Source organism: Marinomonas ushuaiensis DSM 15871, assembly GCF_000521805.1.
Taxonomy (GTDB): Bacteria; Pseudomonadota; Gammaproteobacteria; order Pseudomonadales; family Marinomonadaceae; genus Marinomonas; species Marinomonas ushuaiensis.
Window position 1 is genome coordinate 64,307 of the sequence record NZ_JAMB01000013.1, and the last position, 16,684, is coordinate 80,990.

Below are 16,684 nucleotides of genomic sequence, written 5' to 3' on the forward strand. Positions count from 1 at the left end.
AAAAAAATACAGAAAGTAGACTTAAAATAATTAAAAACCGTTAGCCACCGATCAATTGCTCTAACCTTTCTTCGTCACTCTCTGGCTTTTCACTAGTGTTCACAGAAGAACCAGACCTTACGGGTAAAATGCCTTTTCCGGCTGGAGAGAAATCCCCGACATCCGGCGTAATAACATCACTGGATATATCGCCAGGCGGATTAGCTTGATCACCAAAAACACCAATTTCAGGCATCATCCGTAAACGTCTTTCTTGGATTTTCTCCGGTATATTACCCGTAAATAAAACAGTGAAAGGCGCCTCTTCTGTACGTCGATTAACTTCGTCGTAAATTGCTTGTTCTCGCTTAGCAATCTCATTTTCTTCTAGATAAGAAGATACCCTCCCATCTGCTGCAATAACAACATTAGGACCTAACGTTGAAGTTGAGCGATCAACAGGGATAACGGAAACTTCTTCGCGGGAGCTTACTACTACTTGATGTTCACTGCGTATTATTTGATTACCATAAATAATATCGATAGGTTGACGCTCAATAGTTTGAGCATCAGTAAATAATGGCACAAAGCCAAGCACCCAAAAAGACTGTCTCATAATCACCTCAAACATGAATCCGTATACTATAAGAGATAAAAAGACATTAAAAAAGGAGCTCAGTTAATACTGAACTCCTTTTCTTAATTATCTTTAATCGGAATTAAAGTGTAATCACATCAAAATCAGCAACAGGCTCAGCTTCCGCTTCGTAATCAACACCATCGACACCAAAGCCAAACAGTTTCAAGAACTCGTCTTTATAAAGCTGATAATCCGTTTCTGCAAATAAGTTAGCATCCGTAACTTGTGGCCAAAGGTCACGACATGCCTGCTGAACATCTTCACGCAATTCCCAATCATCCAAACGCAAACGATTTTTATCGTCTGTTAATTCAGATGGATTGTTATGATTGTACAAACGCTCAGAGAACAAACGGTAAATCTGATCGATACAACCTTCATGAAGGCTCTTCTCTCGCATTATTTTGAAGACCATCGCCAAATATAAAGGCATAACAGGAATAGCAGAAGAAGCCTGTGTTACAACGGATTTCAATACAGCAACATTCGCGCCGCCATTCAATGAAGCTAATTTACCGTCAATCGCAGCAGAAGCGCGATCTAAATCTTCTTTTGCCTTGCCTAGCGCGCCATGCCAATAAATAGGCCAAGTAATATCAGAACCGATATAAGAATAAGCAACAGTACGAACACCGTCAGCTAGAACTCCTGCTTCTTGCAAAGCCGACATCCAAAGTTCCCAATCTTGACCGCCCATAACCGTTGTCGTTGCCGTGATTTCTTCTTCTGTCGCCGGTTCGATTTCTGCCTCGATAATAACGTCTTTATTCGTATCAATAGCAGTAGATTTGTATGTCTCGCCAATAGGTTTAAGCACTGAACGAATCACTTCACCCGTTTCTGGCATTTTACGTACAGGAGAAGCCAGTGAGTAGACAACCATGTCTATTTGACCAAGATCTTCTTTAATCAAATCGATAACTTGTGCACGCGCTTCATTTGAAAAAGCATCGCCGTTTATGCTTTTAGAATAAAGTCCTTCTTCTTTTGCTACTTTGTCAAAGGCCGCTGAGTTATACCAACCCGCTGTACCTGTTTTTTTCTCAGTCCCTGGCTTTTCAAAGAAAACACCAATCGTTGCTGCACCAGAACCGAATGCTGCCGCAATTCGAGAAGACAAGCCATAGCCACTAGACGCACCGATCACAAGCACTTTTTTAGGACCATTTTCCACTTGCCCTTTACTCTTAGTAAAAGCAATTTGGTTTCTTACATTCTGCTCACAACCTACTGGATGTGTTGTTGTACAAATAAATCCGCGAATCTTTGGTTTGATGATCATAATTATCTTCTCAACGTCATGTTTTGCTTACGTCTTGCCTGACAATTCCTACAAACGAGGCAGGCAACACAAATCTGTCCATCATGATACAATAGCCGAACGAATATGTCCTGATTCTCGTTTAAATCCTGAATCTAAAAAGCCTTTTTCTTCAATAGAAAGTTTCAATAGAGAACACTGTGCATTTACTTATTATTGGCTACGTCTGGCCTGAACCCAACTCCTCTGCTGCTGGTAGCCGTATGATGCAGTTACTCAATTGCTTCCATAAGAACCAGTGGGAAATCTCTTTTGCCAGCCCCGCTCAACAGACAGAGCACATGGCAGATTTATCTCTATTAGGCATCACGCCAGAAAGCATAGAACTGAACGATGCTTCTTTCGATCACTACATCGCTGATAAAAATCCTGATATCGTTATCTTCGATCGCTTTATGATGGAAGAACAGTTTGGCTGGCGCGTGGAAAAGTTCAGTCCAGATTCCTTAAGAGTATTAAATACAGAAGACCTTCATTCTTTGCGACAAGCAAGGCATTTGGCATTAAAGCAAAACCGAGAGTTTCAAATAGAAGATCTCTACAGCGACCACGGCATTCGAGAAATTGCAGCCATTCATCGCTGTGACCTAACTCTGATGATTTCCGAAACAGAAACTCAACTGATAATAGAGAAATTTCAAATTCCAGAAACACATCTCCTGCATTTGCCCTTTATGCTTCCTCCACCTAATGACATGGATACCCTTCCATCATTTGAAGAGCGAGAACACTTCATTAGTATTGGCAATTTCCGTCACGCCCCAAATTGGGATGCTGTATTGCAATTAAAAACGGAAATTTGGCCAAAAATTCGCAAACGCTTACCTAAAGCAGAACTTCATGTTTATGGTGCTTATCCGCCACCTAAAGCCACACAATTACATAATGTAAAAGAAGGATTCTTAGTGAAAGGTTGGGCAGAAGACGCACAACAAGTGATGCAACATGCAAAAATTTGCTTAGCACCTTTACGATTTGGCGCAGGAATAAAAGGTAAACTGGTTGAAGCTATGCAAACGGGCACACCAAGCATAACAACCCATATAGGTTCAGAATCCATGCATGGGAATTTGCCTTGGAATGGGGTTGTTACTGACGATAATGAAACCTTTATCGATGCTGCCGTATCACTCTATGAAGACAGAAGAAATTGGGAGTTAATGCAAAAAAATGGAAACCGAATTTTAGAATATCGCTACCAAGCAACACAATGGGAACAGGTACTCACAAAGCGGTTAATCGTACAGAATCAACTCAAAAACAGCTTACGAAAGAAACACTTTTTAGGATTAATGCTAAGACACCATAGCTTGAAAAGTACGCAATATATGTCCCAATGGATTGAATTAAAAAATAAACTGACGGAAAAGTAATATTGAAATAGCCAAGGACTGGCCTATTGAAAAAATCTGGAAACAAATTAATTACTGACGAATGGACTTTTCGCTTCGCGCTCTCTAACTTTCTTCATAACAGCAAGCTGAGAAGCTTTATTCATAGCTCCCCACAAACTAATTTCTTTACCCGTTCGATAACAGCCAGTACAAACATCCTCTTCATTTAAGAAGCAAATATTCACACAAGGGGATTTCACTTGAGGTTTTGCTTTTGTCATAACCCTTTTCCCTCTGTTTTTAATTTCACTCAAATCGCTTAGTTCTCTCAAGCGCTACACATAAAAAAACTCTGGTAAAACAGACGTTTCACCAGAGTTTTTAAAATTTTATAGAACTTAATATTCAGCGTCGTGATATACGTTTTGAACATCGTCTAAATCATTCAATAAATCAAGAAACAGTTCGAATTTCTCTAACTCTTCACCTTCAATCGGTGATGTATTTTGAGCAACAAATTGAATTTCATCGACTTCAAATTCAATCTCACCAAGTGCTTCAATTAATGCAGACTTCGCTTTACCGTAATCTGTATTTGGGGCAAATACGGTGACTTTTCCATCTTCTAATTCAATGTCAGTAACATCTACATCAGCCATCATCAAAGCATCGAGTACGACTTCTTCGTCGTTACCTTCAAATACAAAAATCGCACTGTGATCAAACATATGACTCACACTGCCTTGACCACCAATTTTGCATTTCACTTTATTGAAACAAGTACGCACATCACCAAAAGTACGGTTTGGGTTATCCGATAAACAGTCGATAATGACCATGGTGTTACCCGGTCCAAAACCTTCATAACGCGCCGTATCAAAATCTTCGCCACCGCCGCCTTTCGCTTTATCAATGGCTTTATCAATAACGTGAGTTGGCACTTGATCTTTTTTCGCACGATCAATCATTGAACGCAACGCCAAATTACCATTAGGGTCAATACCACCGGATTTTGCACACACATAAATTTCACGGCCGTACTTACTATACACCTTGGCTTTTTGATCAGACGTTTTTGCCATGGACTCTTTGCGGTTTTGAAAGGCTCTGCCCATTACATTTTCCTATTCTATGAAATCTTAAAGACCAGATTCTAACGTGTCGCTCAAAAAGAAGGAACTGTTAGCCTCTTATAAATCACATAAAATCTATATTTTGATAGAAGAAAACATTTGCAAACGTATGAGCCACTTTGTAAAAAAATATACAGCTACAGGTTTGAAATACGATCCGACTTCAGCATACGTTCAATCTGTTGGTCTTTTTGGCGCCATAGATCGTTTACCCATGTTTGAAAATAAACTCTATACTCCGCATCGCTTTGATAATCGCCCAGCAATGAACTATCAATTGGTAACATTCGAGTATGTACTTTCACTTCTGAGACTTTTCCACAAAGATAATCAAAAAAGCTTGGAATACCCTCAGGGTAGATAATGGTTACATCGATTAAATAATGCAGTTTGCCATCCATTGCATTTAGTGCAAAAGACAATCCACCTGCTTTAGGCAATAACAAATGTTTAAAAGTACTAGACTGCTGATCGTGCTTTTCTGCTGTAAAACGTGTTCCTTCCAAAAAGTTCATAATAGAAACGGGGAAGTACTGGAATTTATCACACGCTTTCTTCGTCGCCTCTATGTCTTTCCCTTTGAGCTCAGGGCGTTTTTTTAATAGCGCTTGGCTATAACGTTTCATAAAAGGGAATTCTAGCGCCCACCACGCCAACCCTATGAAAGGCACCCAAATGAGTTCACGCTTTAGAAAAAATTTAATAAAAGGAATTTTGCGATTAAAAATGCGCTGCAGTATTAAAATATCAACCCAAGATTGATGATTCGATGTGATCATATACCAATCTTTAAGTGACAACTCATGACCGCCTGAGATATTCACGACAGTTTGTCCTAAATATTTCTGGTTGATGTTATTAACGCCGATCCACATTGTCGCAATATGATCTAAAATAACATTTAAAACGGCGCGAACAGAAGAGAATGGCAAAACAACTTTACACAAAGCCAAAATCATCACTGGGATAAAGCACAGTAAGGTGTTTAAAATAATCAAAAAGAAAGACAAACTGCCTTTCAATATGGAAACAATAGGCATAACAAAGCTCAATAGATATAAATTAAGCCAATATTACTAAAGGATACTCAGCATTGGAAATCCTCATTATTTACACTCAGCCCAAGTAGCCAGCTTTAGTATAAAAACTGTATAGTAAACATACGATTAGAACAGGTATATAATACGCTTCAATATCAAAGGTTATTGCCAAAATATTGATGATTACCCATCCCCCTGTCAGCTATATTTCTGCAGGACTTTATATAGGATTTCAAACCCAGCTATGACTATCCCAAAAGGGTTAAAGATTCGCCATAAAATATTCTTAGTTTTTATCTTAAGTAATGTTTTACTTATCGTTTCCATGTGGCAAGTATTTCAGTGGAGTTTTGACAAAGGCTTTGTTTCCTACGCAACGGAGCGTGATCGTGATTTCTTAGAGCAGATGGCCAGCAGAACAGCAAATCTTTATGTCTATTACGATGACTGGTATTTTTTAGTACAAGAAAGCCGAATGGAAGGAGACTGGCATCAAGCAAAGCTTGAGAACTTACGAGATTTAATTCCACCACCAAGCACACCTAATTTAGACCTCATTTATCCATCACAATATTATCGCCAGCGTTTCTTATTATTTGATAATGAGAAAAAACCTATTATTGGTGAAATCACTTTTAATGATGCAGAAACGCATTCAATTATAGTAAACAAAAAAATTGTCGGTTATGTTGGTTTACGCTCAATAAGAGAGTTGGTACAAGATCAGACTCTTCGCTTTGTTCGCCAACAAGGCGAGGCTTTTTTACTTATCTCTGCTTTTATGTTGGCTATTGCAGCATTGCTGACTTGGCCTTTAGCGCAATGGTTAAGCCGCCCGCTTTGCTCTATGCAAAGAGCAACTCAAAAATTAGCAGAAGGCAAATTTGACACTAGAATTGAAGTAAAGGGCTCAGACGAACTCGCTGACCTTAGTCGTAATCTCAATAATTTAGCCAGTACGTTAGAACATACAAGGGAAGCTCGTAAACGCTGGGTTGCAGATACAGCTCACGAACTGAGAACGCCAGTTGCTATATTAAGAGGTGAAATTGAAGCAATGCAAGATGGCATTATTAAAGTCTCGCCAGATAGTTTAGCCTCCTTGCAACAGGAAACACTTCATATCGCACGTTTAATTGATGACTTAAATCAGTTATCAATGCACGATACAGGTAGCTTGAATTATGAAATGGAAGATGTATCTCTTAATGACATCATTGAACAAACTGTTCAATCCATGGCGCTCCCTTTTAAAGAAGCAGATTTAGAATTAGAGTTTGAAAATTCTCAGAAACACCCTATTGTAATGACTGGTGACACGGATCGATTACACCAACTTTTTGCAAACTTAATGAATAACTCATTAAAGTACACAAATGCACCAGGGAAATTAAAAGTGCTGCTTTCAAAACATAACAAGAAAGCCGTTATTCTTTTAGAAGACAGCGCTCCGGGTGTGAGCGAAGAAGACAAAGATAAGATTTTCGAGCAATTTTACCGGGTCGAGAATTCAAGAAATAGAGCGACCGGCGGCAGAGGTTTAGGGCTAACCATTTGCTCTAGTATTGTAGATGGGCACCAAGGCACGATTGGCGCTTATCACTCTCCAGATGGTGGCTTAGGAATAAGAATAGAATTCCCTTTAAATTAATACGGAAAGAATAATATTATGAGTAAAGTACTGATTATTGAAGACGAACCAAAATTAGCAGAATTAATGGCCGCTTACCTAGATCAGGCAGGTTACGAACACCACCATCTTGATCGTGGTGATATTGCTGTTAACTACATAAAAAACAATCAAGTAGATATCATTCTCTTAGACTTGATGCTACCAGGCCTAGACGGTGTAGAAATTTGCAAACAAGTTCGTCAATTCAGTGGCGTACCTATTATCATGGTAACAGCCAAAGCGGAAGAAATTGATCGCCTTATTGGTCTAGAAATGGGCGCAGATGATTATGTTTGTAAACCTTTCAGCCCACGTGAAATCGTAGCACGCGTAAAAGCAAACCTACGCCGTGTAGAATTAGATCAAGCAGAGTCACCAAGAACAGATGGTTTTGACTTAGATGTAGACCGCCTACGTGCGACGTATAAAGGTGAATTAATCGACTTAACAACTGTTGAGTTTCAGTTATTACAATTACTCATTAAAGAACCAGGTCGCGTTTTCGGCCGTGATTTGATTATGAAAAGCATTTACACTGACAGCCGTGTTGTTAGTGATCGTACTATTGACAGCCATATTAAAAAGCTTCGTAAGAAAATCTCTGCCGTTGCATCAGAATTAAATGTTATTCATTCTGTTTATGGTGCAGGGTATCGTTTCGAAAACAATGATCAATAAAACCTTTCTCTAAGGAATGGCGTGAACAACTTTTTAGACGTACTGACGTTTTCTTTTTCTATAACAATGCCAATATTTTTAATATTGGCATTAGGGATTATCCTTTATCGAATTCAAATTATTAATGATAATTTTATCGATACTGCGTCTAAATTGGTGTTTAACGTCACCCTTCCAGCTCTACTGTTTATCAGCATTTCCAAAACAGATCTCACCAGCGACACTGACTTCTCTCTCGTAATTTACGCCATGGTAGCCGTTATTGTTACCTATATTATTTTAGAACTATTAATGCCGATTTGGATATCTGATAAGGCAGAGCGAGCAGTATTAATACAGGGTGCCTTTCGCTCTAATATGGGCATTATTGGCTTGGCTTATTGTGTTAATGCTTATGGTAGTGACGTCTATGCGGTTGCATCTATATACTTAGGCGGCGTCACTGTTTTATTTAACATATTGTCTGTTATTGGCTTAAGTCGTGGTTTAGGTGGTAATGCCAATATCAAAGGCATTCTAAAAGGCATAGCAAAGAACCCTCTTATTATTGCAATTATTGCAGCTTTTGCCTCTTCAATTACAGGCTTATCATTACCTACAACATTGTATAAAGCAGGCGATTATTTCGCTCAGATGACTCTACCTTTAGCGTTATTATGTGCAGGTGCCTCACTCAGCTTTAGGTCATTAAAAACAGAAATGCTGGGCGCCATTATCGCCTCTGTAGGCAAACTTATTTTCATTCCTATTATCCTCACATTTGGTGGCTACTTATTCGGTTACAGAGGGATGGAACTTGGCGTTCTCTTTCTTATGTCTTCCGCCCCAACCGCATCAGCAAGCTACATCATGGTTCGCGCCATGAATGGAAACTCGACTTTAGCCGCGAATATCATAGTTATCACAACTATTGTCTCTTTGATTACGACAAGTATTGGCGTTACTGTACTTAGAAGTTTAGACTTAATTTGATTCGGCTTTGAAACATCAGGTTAATACAAACAAGAACAACGAGACTTTAATTGATTTCACAATTTCGTAAACATCGCCTTTCGTTCCTCTCTTTGGGATGCGCAATTCTTACCCTCATGTATTTTGGAATCAACACGATTGCCTACCAAACTTTAATCATTGATAAACACTCTGAGGGACAGAACCAATTACTGGATTATGTTATCGAACTTAGAAATGAGTTAAAAAACTATCATATCCTCCCCTACGCGTTAACTGATAACCCAACCTTGTTAGCTTTTATGAATAACCCTCAAGATGAGGTATTAACTAATCGTTTACAAAGACAACTGGAAGATTTAACTCACGTCTCAAAAACACAGGACTGGTTTATCCTTTCAACCGAAGGCGACCTCATGGTGTCTAGTGAGCAGTCCCCTAACTTCAAACTAGACGATTATTTCAACAAAACCAATTTGAGTAATGTTTTAAAAGATCAACAAGGAGAATACATACTTGTTTCTGGCTACAACCCTGAGCTTTACAAGTCAGCTCATTTAGTACTTGCACCAGTCTATTCATCAACAGGACTTGCTGGTGCTATTGCCGTTAGAATTAATGTCAGCAGTTTAATTGAGCGATGGAATCTACTTGAGGATCTTGTTGTCATGACAGACCAAAACAGTTTGATTTTTTTAGCCAGTAAACTAAATCGTATTCTCGAAAGTAATTGGCTGGATGACTATATCGATGTTCAATTCGTCAATAAAACTCGATCAAAAATATACAGCTTGAATAACGAACGCTACCTTCTACAAAATGTCACTTTAGACGATTTGAACTGGCAAATACATTACCTCTCAAACTTAAGAGGCATACAAGCAAAAGCTCGCAGCATTGCCTTTGTAAGCTTAGGAATATTTGCGCTTGTTTTTCTATTCTGGCTTTACCGTCGTGAGCGATCATTAAAAATTGCGTCAAAACTTGAGAATGAAATATTAATTGCAGACAGTGCTCAACGACAAAGAGTGCTGATTGAAAACACGCACGTTGGCTTACTTCAACTTACCAAACATGGCGAAATTTCCTTCGTAAACCCAATGGGATTACGCTACTTCGGCCAAGGCTCAAAGCTAAACTCGCATTATCTGTCTGAATTTCTACCTAACCATCTTGAAAACAAAAACGCATTGTCTTTTATCAATTCACTTCAACGCCAAAGCATTGGAAGTAATAAAAGCGTCTCAAATTTACTAGAACAAGAAGTTGTTTTACAGAAAGACAATGGTCAGACCTTTCCTGCATTATTGTCTATTTCATCTTTAGAATGGCGTCACTCTCAAGGCTATCTCGTCACTTTAATTGACATCAGTAAGCGAAAAAAAGCAGAACTTAATTTACTCGAAGCCAACACACGCTTAGAAAAACGAGTATTAGAGAGAACTCAAGCCTTAGAAGCTGCTCAAAAAGAGCTTCTTAGTACAGAAAAATTGGCCGCAATTGGCCAAATGTCTACAGCTATTGCTCATGAGCTCAATCAGCCTTTAACTGGCATAAGAACACTTGCCTATACGGCTGAATTATTATTAAAGCGCCAAGACTCCGAGCAAGCCCTGAAGGTATTATCAGACTTACAATCATTAGTCGTGAGAATGCAAAGCCTTACCAGTGAGCTCAAAGTATTAGCCTATAGAAGGCCTGAGCAACTGGCCCCCACCTCCATAAAAGAATCCATCAAGCACGCTATTGAAAGCCTTGGCGAAGAAGTTCAAGGTGCTTCTTGGGACATCCAGCTCAATGATTTAGATTTAGTAACCGCTGAATCGACACGGCTTGAGCGTATATTTTTAAACCTAATAAGCAATTCTATACAGGCATGCTCTGAATCCAAGATAACCCCTAATATTAAAATATCCCAGCAAGAACAGGGAGAGAAAATAATCATCTCCTATCAAGACAATGGACCGGGTATCGAACAAAATAAACTTACTCATATATTCGAACCTTTCTTCACCACAAAACCCATAGGTAAAGGTTTAGGGCTTGGACTTGCCATTAGTGCAAACTTAGCAAAAGATATGAATGGCACATTAATAGCGAGTTATAATGATTCGTCACAATTGGTGTTCCGACTGACACTGTCAAAGGCTTAACATGGAAAATGACAACGCTAACACAGGCGCTATGACCAATCTAAACTCAACCCATTCAGATACAAGCAACCAAATTGAGATTTGGTTGCTTGACGATGATGACATTGTTCGCTCGACAACAGCACAATGGCTACGCTTATCTGATTATGTTGTGAAAGAATTCCAAGAAGCCCAAGAGCTACTCAATCATTATAAAATAGGTCGATCTTGCATCATCGTGAGTGATATTCGTATGACTCCGATTGATGGACTCACTCTGATGAACCATTGCTTAGAGAAAGAACCAGAACTGCCCTTTATTTTGATAACAGGTCATGGCGATGTAGACACTGCCGTCAATGCATTACGTGATGGCGCATTTGATTTCCTTGAAAAGCCTTTCGACCCAAACCGGTTAATTGAAACCGTTGAAAAAGCCATTCAACTTCGTAAAGTTCAGCTCCAACATGCCAATCAAACACAATATCTTGGCGACCTACATGGACTAGAAGAAGTTATCATAGGCCAACAAGAACAAATTGTTCGTGTCAGACAGCAAATTCATACCTTTGCAAACATGGACACACATGTCATTGTTTACGGCAAGACAGGTTGTGGTAAAGAATTAGTTGCAAGAGCTTTACACGACTGCAGCCCGAGAAACACGAAACCTTTTGTTGCAATCAACTGTGCTGCCATTCCAGCCGAACTCTTCGAAAGCGAGCTATTCGGCCATGAAGCAGGCGCATTTACCAGCGCGAATAAAAAAAGAGTCGGCAAGCTAGAATACGCCAGCGGTGGCACTCTTTTTTTAGATGAAATAGAAAGCATGCCACTTGCCATGCAGATCAAATTATTACGTGTCTTACAAGAAAACCAACTTGAACGCATTGGCAGTAACACGACAATTAAGATAGATCTAAGAGTCGTTGCCGCTGCGAAGAATGACCTACAAACACTAGAAGACTTTAGACAAGATTTATTCTTTCGCCTAAATGTTTCGCAAATACACCTACCAGACTTACGAAACCGAGGCTCAGACATCCCTCTACTTTTCGAACATTTCTGTCGTATGGCGGTAAAAGAACGAGGTGGTGACTTCAGATCGTTAAGCCCAATAGACCATGAGACACTGACTTTATATGGATGGCCTGGAAACGTCCGAGAATTAAGAAATGTCGCTCTACGTTACGCACTGGAGCCCAACACTAGTGTGGCGAAAATATTGGCCGGCTACCAAGCCCAGGACAATATAGACACCATCACACCTCTTCCATTAAGCGTAAAGGTTCAAGAGTTTGAACGCAGTTTAATAGAAGCAAGTATTCGACAACATAAAGGTAACATTCAGTCTGTACTGGAACAGTTACAGCTTCCACGTCGGACATTGAATCAAAAAATGCAAAAATATGGACTTAATCGAGTCGATTACCTGGATTAAATCCCACACTATTTTGTCAACAGAGTCCCATTATCTCCCAAAAATACAAATAAAGTGGTTCCTATATTAACTTTTTAATGAGAACCACTTGCATTAATTTCAAAAAAAACCTTTAATGATAACCATTATCAGATTAGAGGCGACATACAATGCAAATATGCATGCATGATGTGTATGACAATACAGGAAAAATAAAAGACGAAATGACAGCCCACTTCGCGGGCAATAAACATTTTCTTGCGTTGCTTCCAAATCTTCAGTTACTGAATCAACATCTGCATAGTAAAGTTGATGTATCTATTTATGAAGAAGCTAAACAAGGCTTATATTTTTCATTTCTAGGTACCAGTGCAATCAAGACTGTTGAAGATATACAGTCTGTTGAAATTGCTTATCAACCTAAAAACATAAGTGGCTATTTTCCTATGGCCGCTGGGGAAGAACGCAGTTTATTGCAAGTACGTATTAGTCCAGAGCACCTCGCCAACGCTCTTGGCGAAACTGAAGATCAAATCATCCAGCACTTTCGTTTAATGGGTGAAAAATTAAATAATGATATCGGTGTTATACAATTGCCCTTCACTGAAAGATCTGCCGAAATCAGTAAACCTGTATTATCTCACAAAGGTCATTCTATTAGTTTAGCAGGGCATATTTATGCTCTTATATTTACGGTGATCGAACAGTTACAAATGCTCAGTCATCTATCGCAATGCGAAGACTGTCAAAGCAAGCTCTTTAATGCTCAAAATTTAATAGAAGTTATGGAGCACGAAGCGCTAAATATAGGTAATATTGCACAGCGTGTTGGTCTTAATAAAGAAGCACTTGCGATTGGCTTCCACCTTATTGTTGGTCAATCCATAGAAAGTTACTGGACTCGTAGCCGCATCAAATTTGCAGCTGACAGACTCAGACAAGATCCAGCAGCAAAAACACACATAGTCGCTCAGAGTGGCTTCTCTGATGACCAATTTGAAGCTGCTTTTATTCAGCACTTTGGTGTCAGCAGCCACCAATACGGACAAATTCACTAAGTTATAGGAATAAATTTACAAAATGGCCAATTCATCTATAGCCCTTATATACGGCACAGATACAAATAACACAGAAGAAGTCGGTCATAAGATCGCTAAACAGTGGGAAGAATTGGGAGAGACAGTAGAACTCTTCGACATAAAAGATATAGAGCCAAGCTTATTAGAGCAATACTCTATGGTTATTCTCGGCATCCCTACGTGGGATTTCGGTGGAATTCAGTCCGATTGGGAAGACATTGGCGATAGCTTGAGTGAGCTATCTCTAGAAAACACAACCGTAGCTTTATATGGATTGGGCGACCAATTCGGATACGGTGATTATTTTGTTGATGCAGTGGGTTGGTTGTATGAAAAACTACTACCAACACACGCTACCTTCATTGGGCAATGGCCTACAGAAGGCTACGATTTCGAGGCATCAAGAGCGTGTGTAATAGATAAAAGTCATTTCATCGGCTTAGCAATAGATGAAGATCAACAGTTTGAACTCACTGACGAACGAATTGAACAGTGGGTTATCCAACTTTACGCAGAGAGAGCGGTAGAAGCCGCATAATTATCACCTGACTGGCCATTGAACTAAAGCAAACGACTCAAATTTGGATTCCCACACATTCACTGCCCTGAATGCCCAAATTTAGCTTTATTTCAGTGAGATAATTATTCGACTCGCTCTATATGTGTGAAGCGCGTGGCTACCTTCCTTTCTCTCCTGCTTGGAGGTAGCCACGAATTTCTTTTCCACTCTCCCATCAGTTACTATGCTACAAAGTATTTTAAATATAGTAGGCATACATGCACATTCAGCTTTCTGACATTGTTATTATTTTGTTACTCGCCGCTTTGGTTTATTCATGGTGGCGCAACACTTCCATTCGAGAACAAGCCCTAATTAATGCAAAGAAACATTGTGACTCTTTAGATCTACAACTATTAGATCAAAGCGTCGCAGGAGCAGGATGGAGGCCAACCTGGAGTCATGGGCAAATTAAAATCAAAAGAATCTATAAATTTGAATTTAGCTCAAGTGGTGTGGCTCGCTACAAAGGGACAATAACCTACTTAGGGCACCAGCAAATAGATATTTGGATCAGTCCACATGACTTTTAAAACCAGCTTATTCAAAATGAAAGTAAATGGATAAGCTAAAATAGTTGTTAATGACATTTTTTCATTTGCAAATAAGACTATAGTCGAAATAGAATGATTAAGTAAATTTTTGTAACGTCTTTACAATGTTTTGGTAAGCAAGATAAGGACTCTAACTAGTCCTTACGTTTATCTCTTCAATCTATAATAAAAAAAAGAGAACAGGATAAAATATGTTGGCAAACCTTAGTTTTCGCACAAAATTAGTCTCTCTACTTATCGCTGCTATTATTGGCTTTATTGTGGTAACGGCCGTTGCCCTTCAAGGCTTAAATGTTCAAGAGACCTCATCATCTAAATTTGAACGATTAACAAAAGTAGATAAAGACCTCGCCTCTCTCGTTATCACCCTTATGGAAGAATATGAATCATTATCAAGTGTTAATAATGGTTCATATGATGCCTTTATGGGCTCGCTTAATACAAACCATGATAGCTTTATCGTTATGCTGCAAGAAGACACAGACCTACTTCAGGACACTGAAGCCAAAAATAATATCAATAATGTTATAACGTCACTTATCAGTTACAGTGATGCTCTAGAAGCACTCGTTAACCAAAGACATAAAGTTGGCTTTAATGGTTCTTCTGGCCTCAAACAAGAAGTTGCTACTTTAGGTGAAACAGTTACTGAAGAAATTTCTTTTTTAAGTCTAGTAAAACAAGAATTCTTGCCAGTACGCGAAGCTGAACAAACATTAATCTTTGAGCCAACACCTGCAAACAAAGATCTTTTTGAAGAGCGTTTTGAAAACTTCAATCAACGCGTAGATAATTTTGGTTTGAAAGAGCGCTTCGGTGCAAATATCACGGCCTACTATGATGTAGTTCAAGAGCTCAATAAAGAAAATCAACAGCTAAGCAATCTACAAACAGCATTTTCTGCTCAACGAGAAAACTTTAACAATACCAGATTGCTTGCCGTTGAATATATGCATCAAGCCGTATTGGATGCACGTGAACAAGCATCATCAAGCTCGCAACAAGCTAGCATTAGTTTAATCATTGTTAGTATCGTTGTTGCCATTCTTGCTTCTATCATGATGGCCAGTATTGGTAAAAGTGTAAATAACTCTCTTAATCAAATCATTAAAGATCTTGGTAAAGTAAAAGGCGGTGATTTAACAGCACGTTTATACGTAAACAATAAACGTAATGATGAATTTGATTCTTTATGCAGCTCTGTTAATGAGATGACGACTGGGCTTGGTTCTGTTATTGGTGATGTTATGAATACCACGCAGGGTGTTAATAACATGGTCACCGAACTAAACACCTCAGTGACTAATATCGCAGAGAGCAACCGCTCAGTCAGCCAACAAACCAGTTCCCTAGCCGCTGCGACAGAAGAAATATCAACGACCATATCCAGTATTTCTCATACTACAGCAGATTTAAGCAGCCAATCACAAAACACTTATGAATCCGCAAAAGTGGGCGCAGAGACAATCAAAGGTGCGCTTTCTAACCTTGCCAGCACAATTACTGTAGTCAACAAAACAAGTACTCAGTTAAACGAGCTAGGACAATTATCGAAAGACATAGATAACGTTATCGGCATGATCAACGACTTAGCAAATCAAACCAACCTTTTAGCTCTTAACGCAGCGATTGAAGCCGCACGAGCTGGAGAAGCGGGCCGAGGCTTCTCCGTAGTTGCTGATGAAGTACGCTCTCTTGCTGAGAAAACAGTGGATGCAACAGCTAAAATCACAGACATTGTTGGTACAATTCAGTCTTCAACACAAACTGCCATTGAGACAATGCACAGTGGACAAGAAAGCCTACATGCCATTGAAGAGTTCAGTGAAAAAGCAGAAGTAGCCATTCTAGAAATAGAACAAAATGCTCAAACCAGCTCTGCATCCTCTATTGATATGGCAAGATCGATTAAAGAAGTCGAGAAAACAGCGATTCATATGAGTGAAGAAATGGATAAAATTGCTCAGCAATTACAGCAAGACAATAGCAACATTAATAGCATTGAAGGCAATACTCGTGATATCCATGATCAAGTAAGCAGCTTGAATAAGAAAACCAGTGTCTTTACGACTCAAGCCTAAATTCAACGAATAAAGGTTGGAATTACATACCAACCTTTATATGAAAGAATAATGGTTTGAATTAAAAAAGTGATAAAAAACCGGCATTGAAGTGACCCCATAAAGTTGGAC

The 16,684-nt window shown here is 39.1% G+C and carries 15 protein-coding genes; 10 read left to right on the forward strand and 5 right to left on the reverse strand.

Going from position 1 to position 16,684, the window contains the following annotated elements; all coding sequences use genetic code 11:
- Positions 1-40: 40 nt before the first annotated feature.
- The gene (locus MUS1_RS13170; RefSeq protein WP_036163322.1) at positions 41-595 is read right to left on the reverse strand and encodes a hypothetical protein; all 555 of its coding nucleotides are present in this window, start codon (positions 593-595) and stop codon (positions 41-43) included.
- A 103-nt stretch (positions 596-698) separates the two neighbouring features.
- Positions 699-1,901, reverse strand: coding sequence for an enoyl-ACP reductase FabV (fabV, locus tag MUS1_RS13175; protein ID WP_036163323.1), 1,203 nt, complete (start codon positions 1,899-1,901; stop codon positions 699-701).
- A gap of 179 nt (positions 1,902-2,080) precedes the next feature.
- Between fabV and MUS1_RS13180 the strand changes: the two genes are divergently transcribed.
- Positions 2,081-3,313, forward strand: coding sequence for a glycosyltransferase family 4 protein (locus MUS1_RS13180; protein WP_036163325.1), 1,233 nt, complete (start codon positions 2,081-2,083; stop codon positions 3,311-3,313).
- Positions 3,314-3,360: 47 nt separating this feature from the next.
- On the opposite strand, the gene MUS1_RS13185 is transcribed toward MUS1_RS13180, so the two are convergent.
- The 3 genes from MUS1_RS13185 to MUS1_RS13195 all read right to left on the reverse strand — a co-directional run bounded on the left by MUS1_RS13185 (position 3,361) and on the right by MUS1_RS13195 (position 5,447).
- Complete coding sequence (locus MUS1_RS13185; RefSeq protein WP_036163326.1) at positions 3,361-3,555, reverse strand: DUF1289 domain-containing protein; 195 nt, start codon at positions 3,553-3,555, stop codon at positions 3,361-3,363.
- Between the two features lie 117 nt (positions 3,556-3,672).
- Positions 3,673-4,389, reverse strand: coding sequence for a YebC/PmpR family DNA-binding transcriptional regulator (locus MUS1_RS13190; RefSeq protein ID WP_036163328.1), 717 nt, complete (start codon positions 4,387-4,389; stop codon positions 3,673-3,675).
- A 155-nt stretch (positions 4,390-4,544) separates the two neighbouring features.
- A complete protein-coding gene (locus MUS1_RS13195) occupies positions 4,545-5,447 on the reverse strand; it encodes an acyltransferase (protein ID WP_036163330.1) in 903 nt (300 codons plus the stop codon).
- 244 nt (positions 5,448-5,691) lie between these two features.
- Between MUS1_RS13195 and MUS1_RS13200 the strand changes: the two genes are divergently transcribed.
- The 9 genes from MUS1_RS13200 to MUS1_RS13240 all read left to right on the forward strand — a co-directional run bounded on the left by MUS1_RS13200 (position 5,692) and on the right by MUS1_RS13240 (position 16,573).
- A complete protein-coding gene (locus MUS1_RS13200) occupies positions 5,692-7,098 on the forward strand; it encodes an ATP-binding protein (RefSeq protein WP_036163332.1) in 1,407 nt (468 codons plus the stop codon).
- Between the two features lie 18 nt (positions 7,099-7,116).
- Positions 7,117-7,797, forward strand: a complete 681-nt coding sequence (locus tag MUS1_RS13205) for a response regulator (protein ID WP_036163334.1) — start codon at positions 7,117-7,119, stop codon at positions 7,795-7,797.
- Positions 7,798-7,818: 21 nt separating this feature from the next.
- Positions 7,819-8,769 (forward strand): AEC family transporter, encoded by a 951-nt coding sequence (locus tag MUS1_RS13210; protein WP_036163336.1) that lies wholly within the window; start codon positions 7,819-7,821, stop codon positions 8,767-8,769.
- Between the two features lie 50 nt (positions 8,770-8,819).
- The gene (locus MUS1_RS13215) at positions 8,820-10,901 is read left to right on the forward strand and encodes a sensor histidine kinase (protein WP_036163337.1); all 2,082 of its coding nucleotides are present in this window, start codon (positions 8,820-8,822) and stop codon (positions 10,899-10,901) included.
- Between the two features lies 1 nt (position 10,902).
- Positions 10,903-12,321: a sigma-54-dependent transcriptional regulator gene (locus MUS1_RS13220; protein ID WP_245595816.1), complete on the forward strand. Its 1,419-nt coding sequence runs from the start codon at positions 10,903-10,905 to the stop codon at positions 12,319-12,321.
- A gap of 149 nt (positions 12,322-12,470) precedes the next feature.
- The gene (locus MUS1_RS13225) at positions 12,471-13,358 is read left to right on the forward strand and encodes a helix-turn-helix transcriptional regulator (RefSeq protein WP_036163338.1); all 888 of its coding nucleotides are present in this window, start codon (positions 12,471-12,473) and stop codon (positions 13,356-13,358) included.
- 22 nt (positions 13,359-13,380) lie between these two features.
- Positions 13,381-13,917 (forward strand): flavodoxin, encoded by a 537-nt coding sequence (locus tag MUS1_RS13230; RefSeq protein WP_036163339.1) that lies wholly within the window; start codon positions 13,381-13,383, stop codon positions 13,915-13,917.
- 239 nt (positions 13,918-14,156) lie between these two features.
- Positions 14,157-14,471, forward strand: a complete 315-nt coding sequence (locus MUS1_RS13235) for a DUF3301 domain-containing protein (RefSeq protein WP_036163341.1) — start codon at positions 14,157-14,159, stop codon at positions 14,469-14,471.
- Between the two features lie 212 nt (positions 14,472-14,683).
- Positions 14,684-16,573, forward strand: coding sequence for a methyl-accepting chemotaxis protein (locus tag MUS1_RS13240; protein WP_036163343.1), 1,890 nt, complete (start codon positions 14,684-14,686; stop codon positions 16,571-16,573).
- Positions 16,574-16,684: the final 111 nt, after the last annotated feature.

Bases quoted from the DNA above. Each gene is read 5' to 3' on its own strand.
- MUS1_RS13230 (WP_036163339.1), top strand. From the start codon at position 13,381: ATGGCCAATTCATCTATAGCCCTTATATACGGCACAGATACAAATAAC.
- MUS1_RS13240 (WP_036163343.1), top strand. From the start codon at position 14,684: ATGTTGGCAAACCTTAGTTTTCGCACAAAATTAGTCTCTCTACTTATC.
- MUS1_RS13195 (WP_036163330.1), bottom strand. From the start codon at position 5,447: ATGCCTATTGTTTCCATATTGAAAGGCAGTTTGTCTTTCTTTTTGATT.
- MUS1_RS13220 (WP_245595816.1), top strand. From the start codon at position 10,903: ATGGAAAATGACAACGCTAACACAGGCGCTATGACCAATCTAAACTCA.
- fabV (WP_036163323.1), bottom strand. From the start codon at position 1,901: ATGATCATCAAACCAAAGATTCGCGGATTTATTTGTACAACAACACAT.
- MUS1_RS13205 (WP_036163334.1), top strand. From the start codon at position 7,117: ATGAGTAAAGTACTGATTATTGAAGACGAACCAAAATTAGCAGAATTA.
- MUS1_RS13170 (WP_036163322.1), bottom strand. From the start codon at position 595: ATGAGACAGTCTTTTTGGGTGCTTGGCTTTGTGCCATTATTTACTGAT.
- MUS1_RS13235 (WP_036163341.1), top strand. From the start codon at position 14,157: ATGCACATTCAGCTTTCTGACATTGTTATTATTTTGTTACTCGCCGCT.
- MUS1_RS13185 (WP_036163326.1), bottom strand. From the start codon at position 3,555: ATGACAAAAGCAAAACCTCAAGTGAAATCCCCTTGTGTGAATATTTGC.
- MUS1_RS13190 (WP_036163328.1), bottom strand. From the start codon at position 4,389: ATGGGCAGAGCCTTTCAAAACCGCAAAGAGTCCATGGCAAAAACGTCT.
- MUS1_RS13225 (WP_036163338.1), top strand. From the start codon at position 12,471: ATGCAAATATGCATGCATGATGTGTATGACAATACAGGAAAAATAAAA.
- MUS1_RS13200 (WP_036163332.1), top strand. From the start codon at position 5,692: ATGACTATCCCAAAAGGGTTAAAGATTCGCCATAAAATATTCTTAGTT.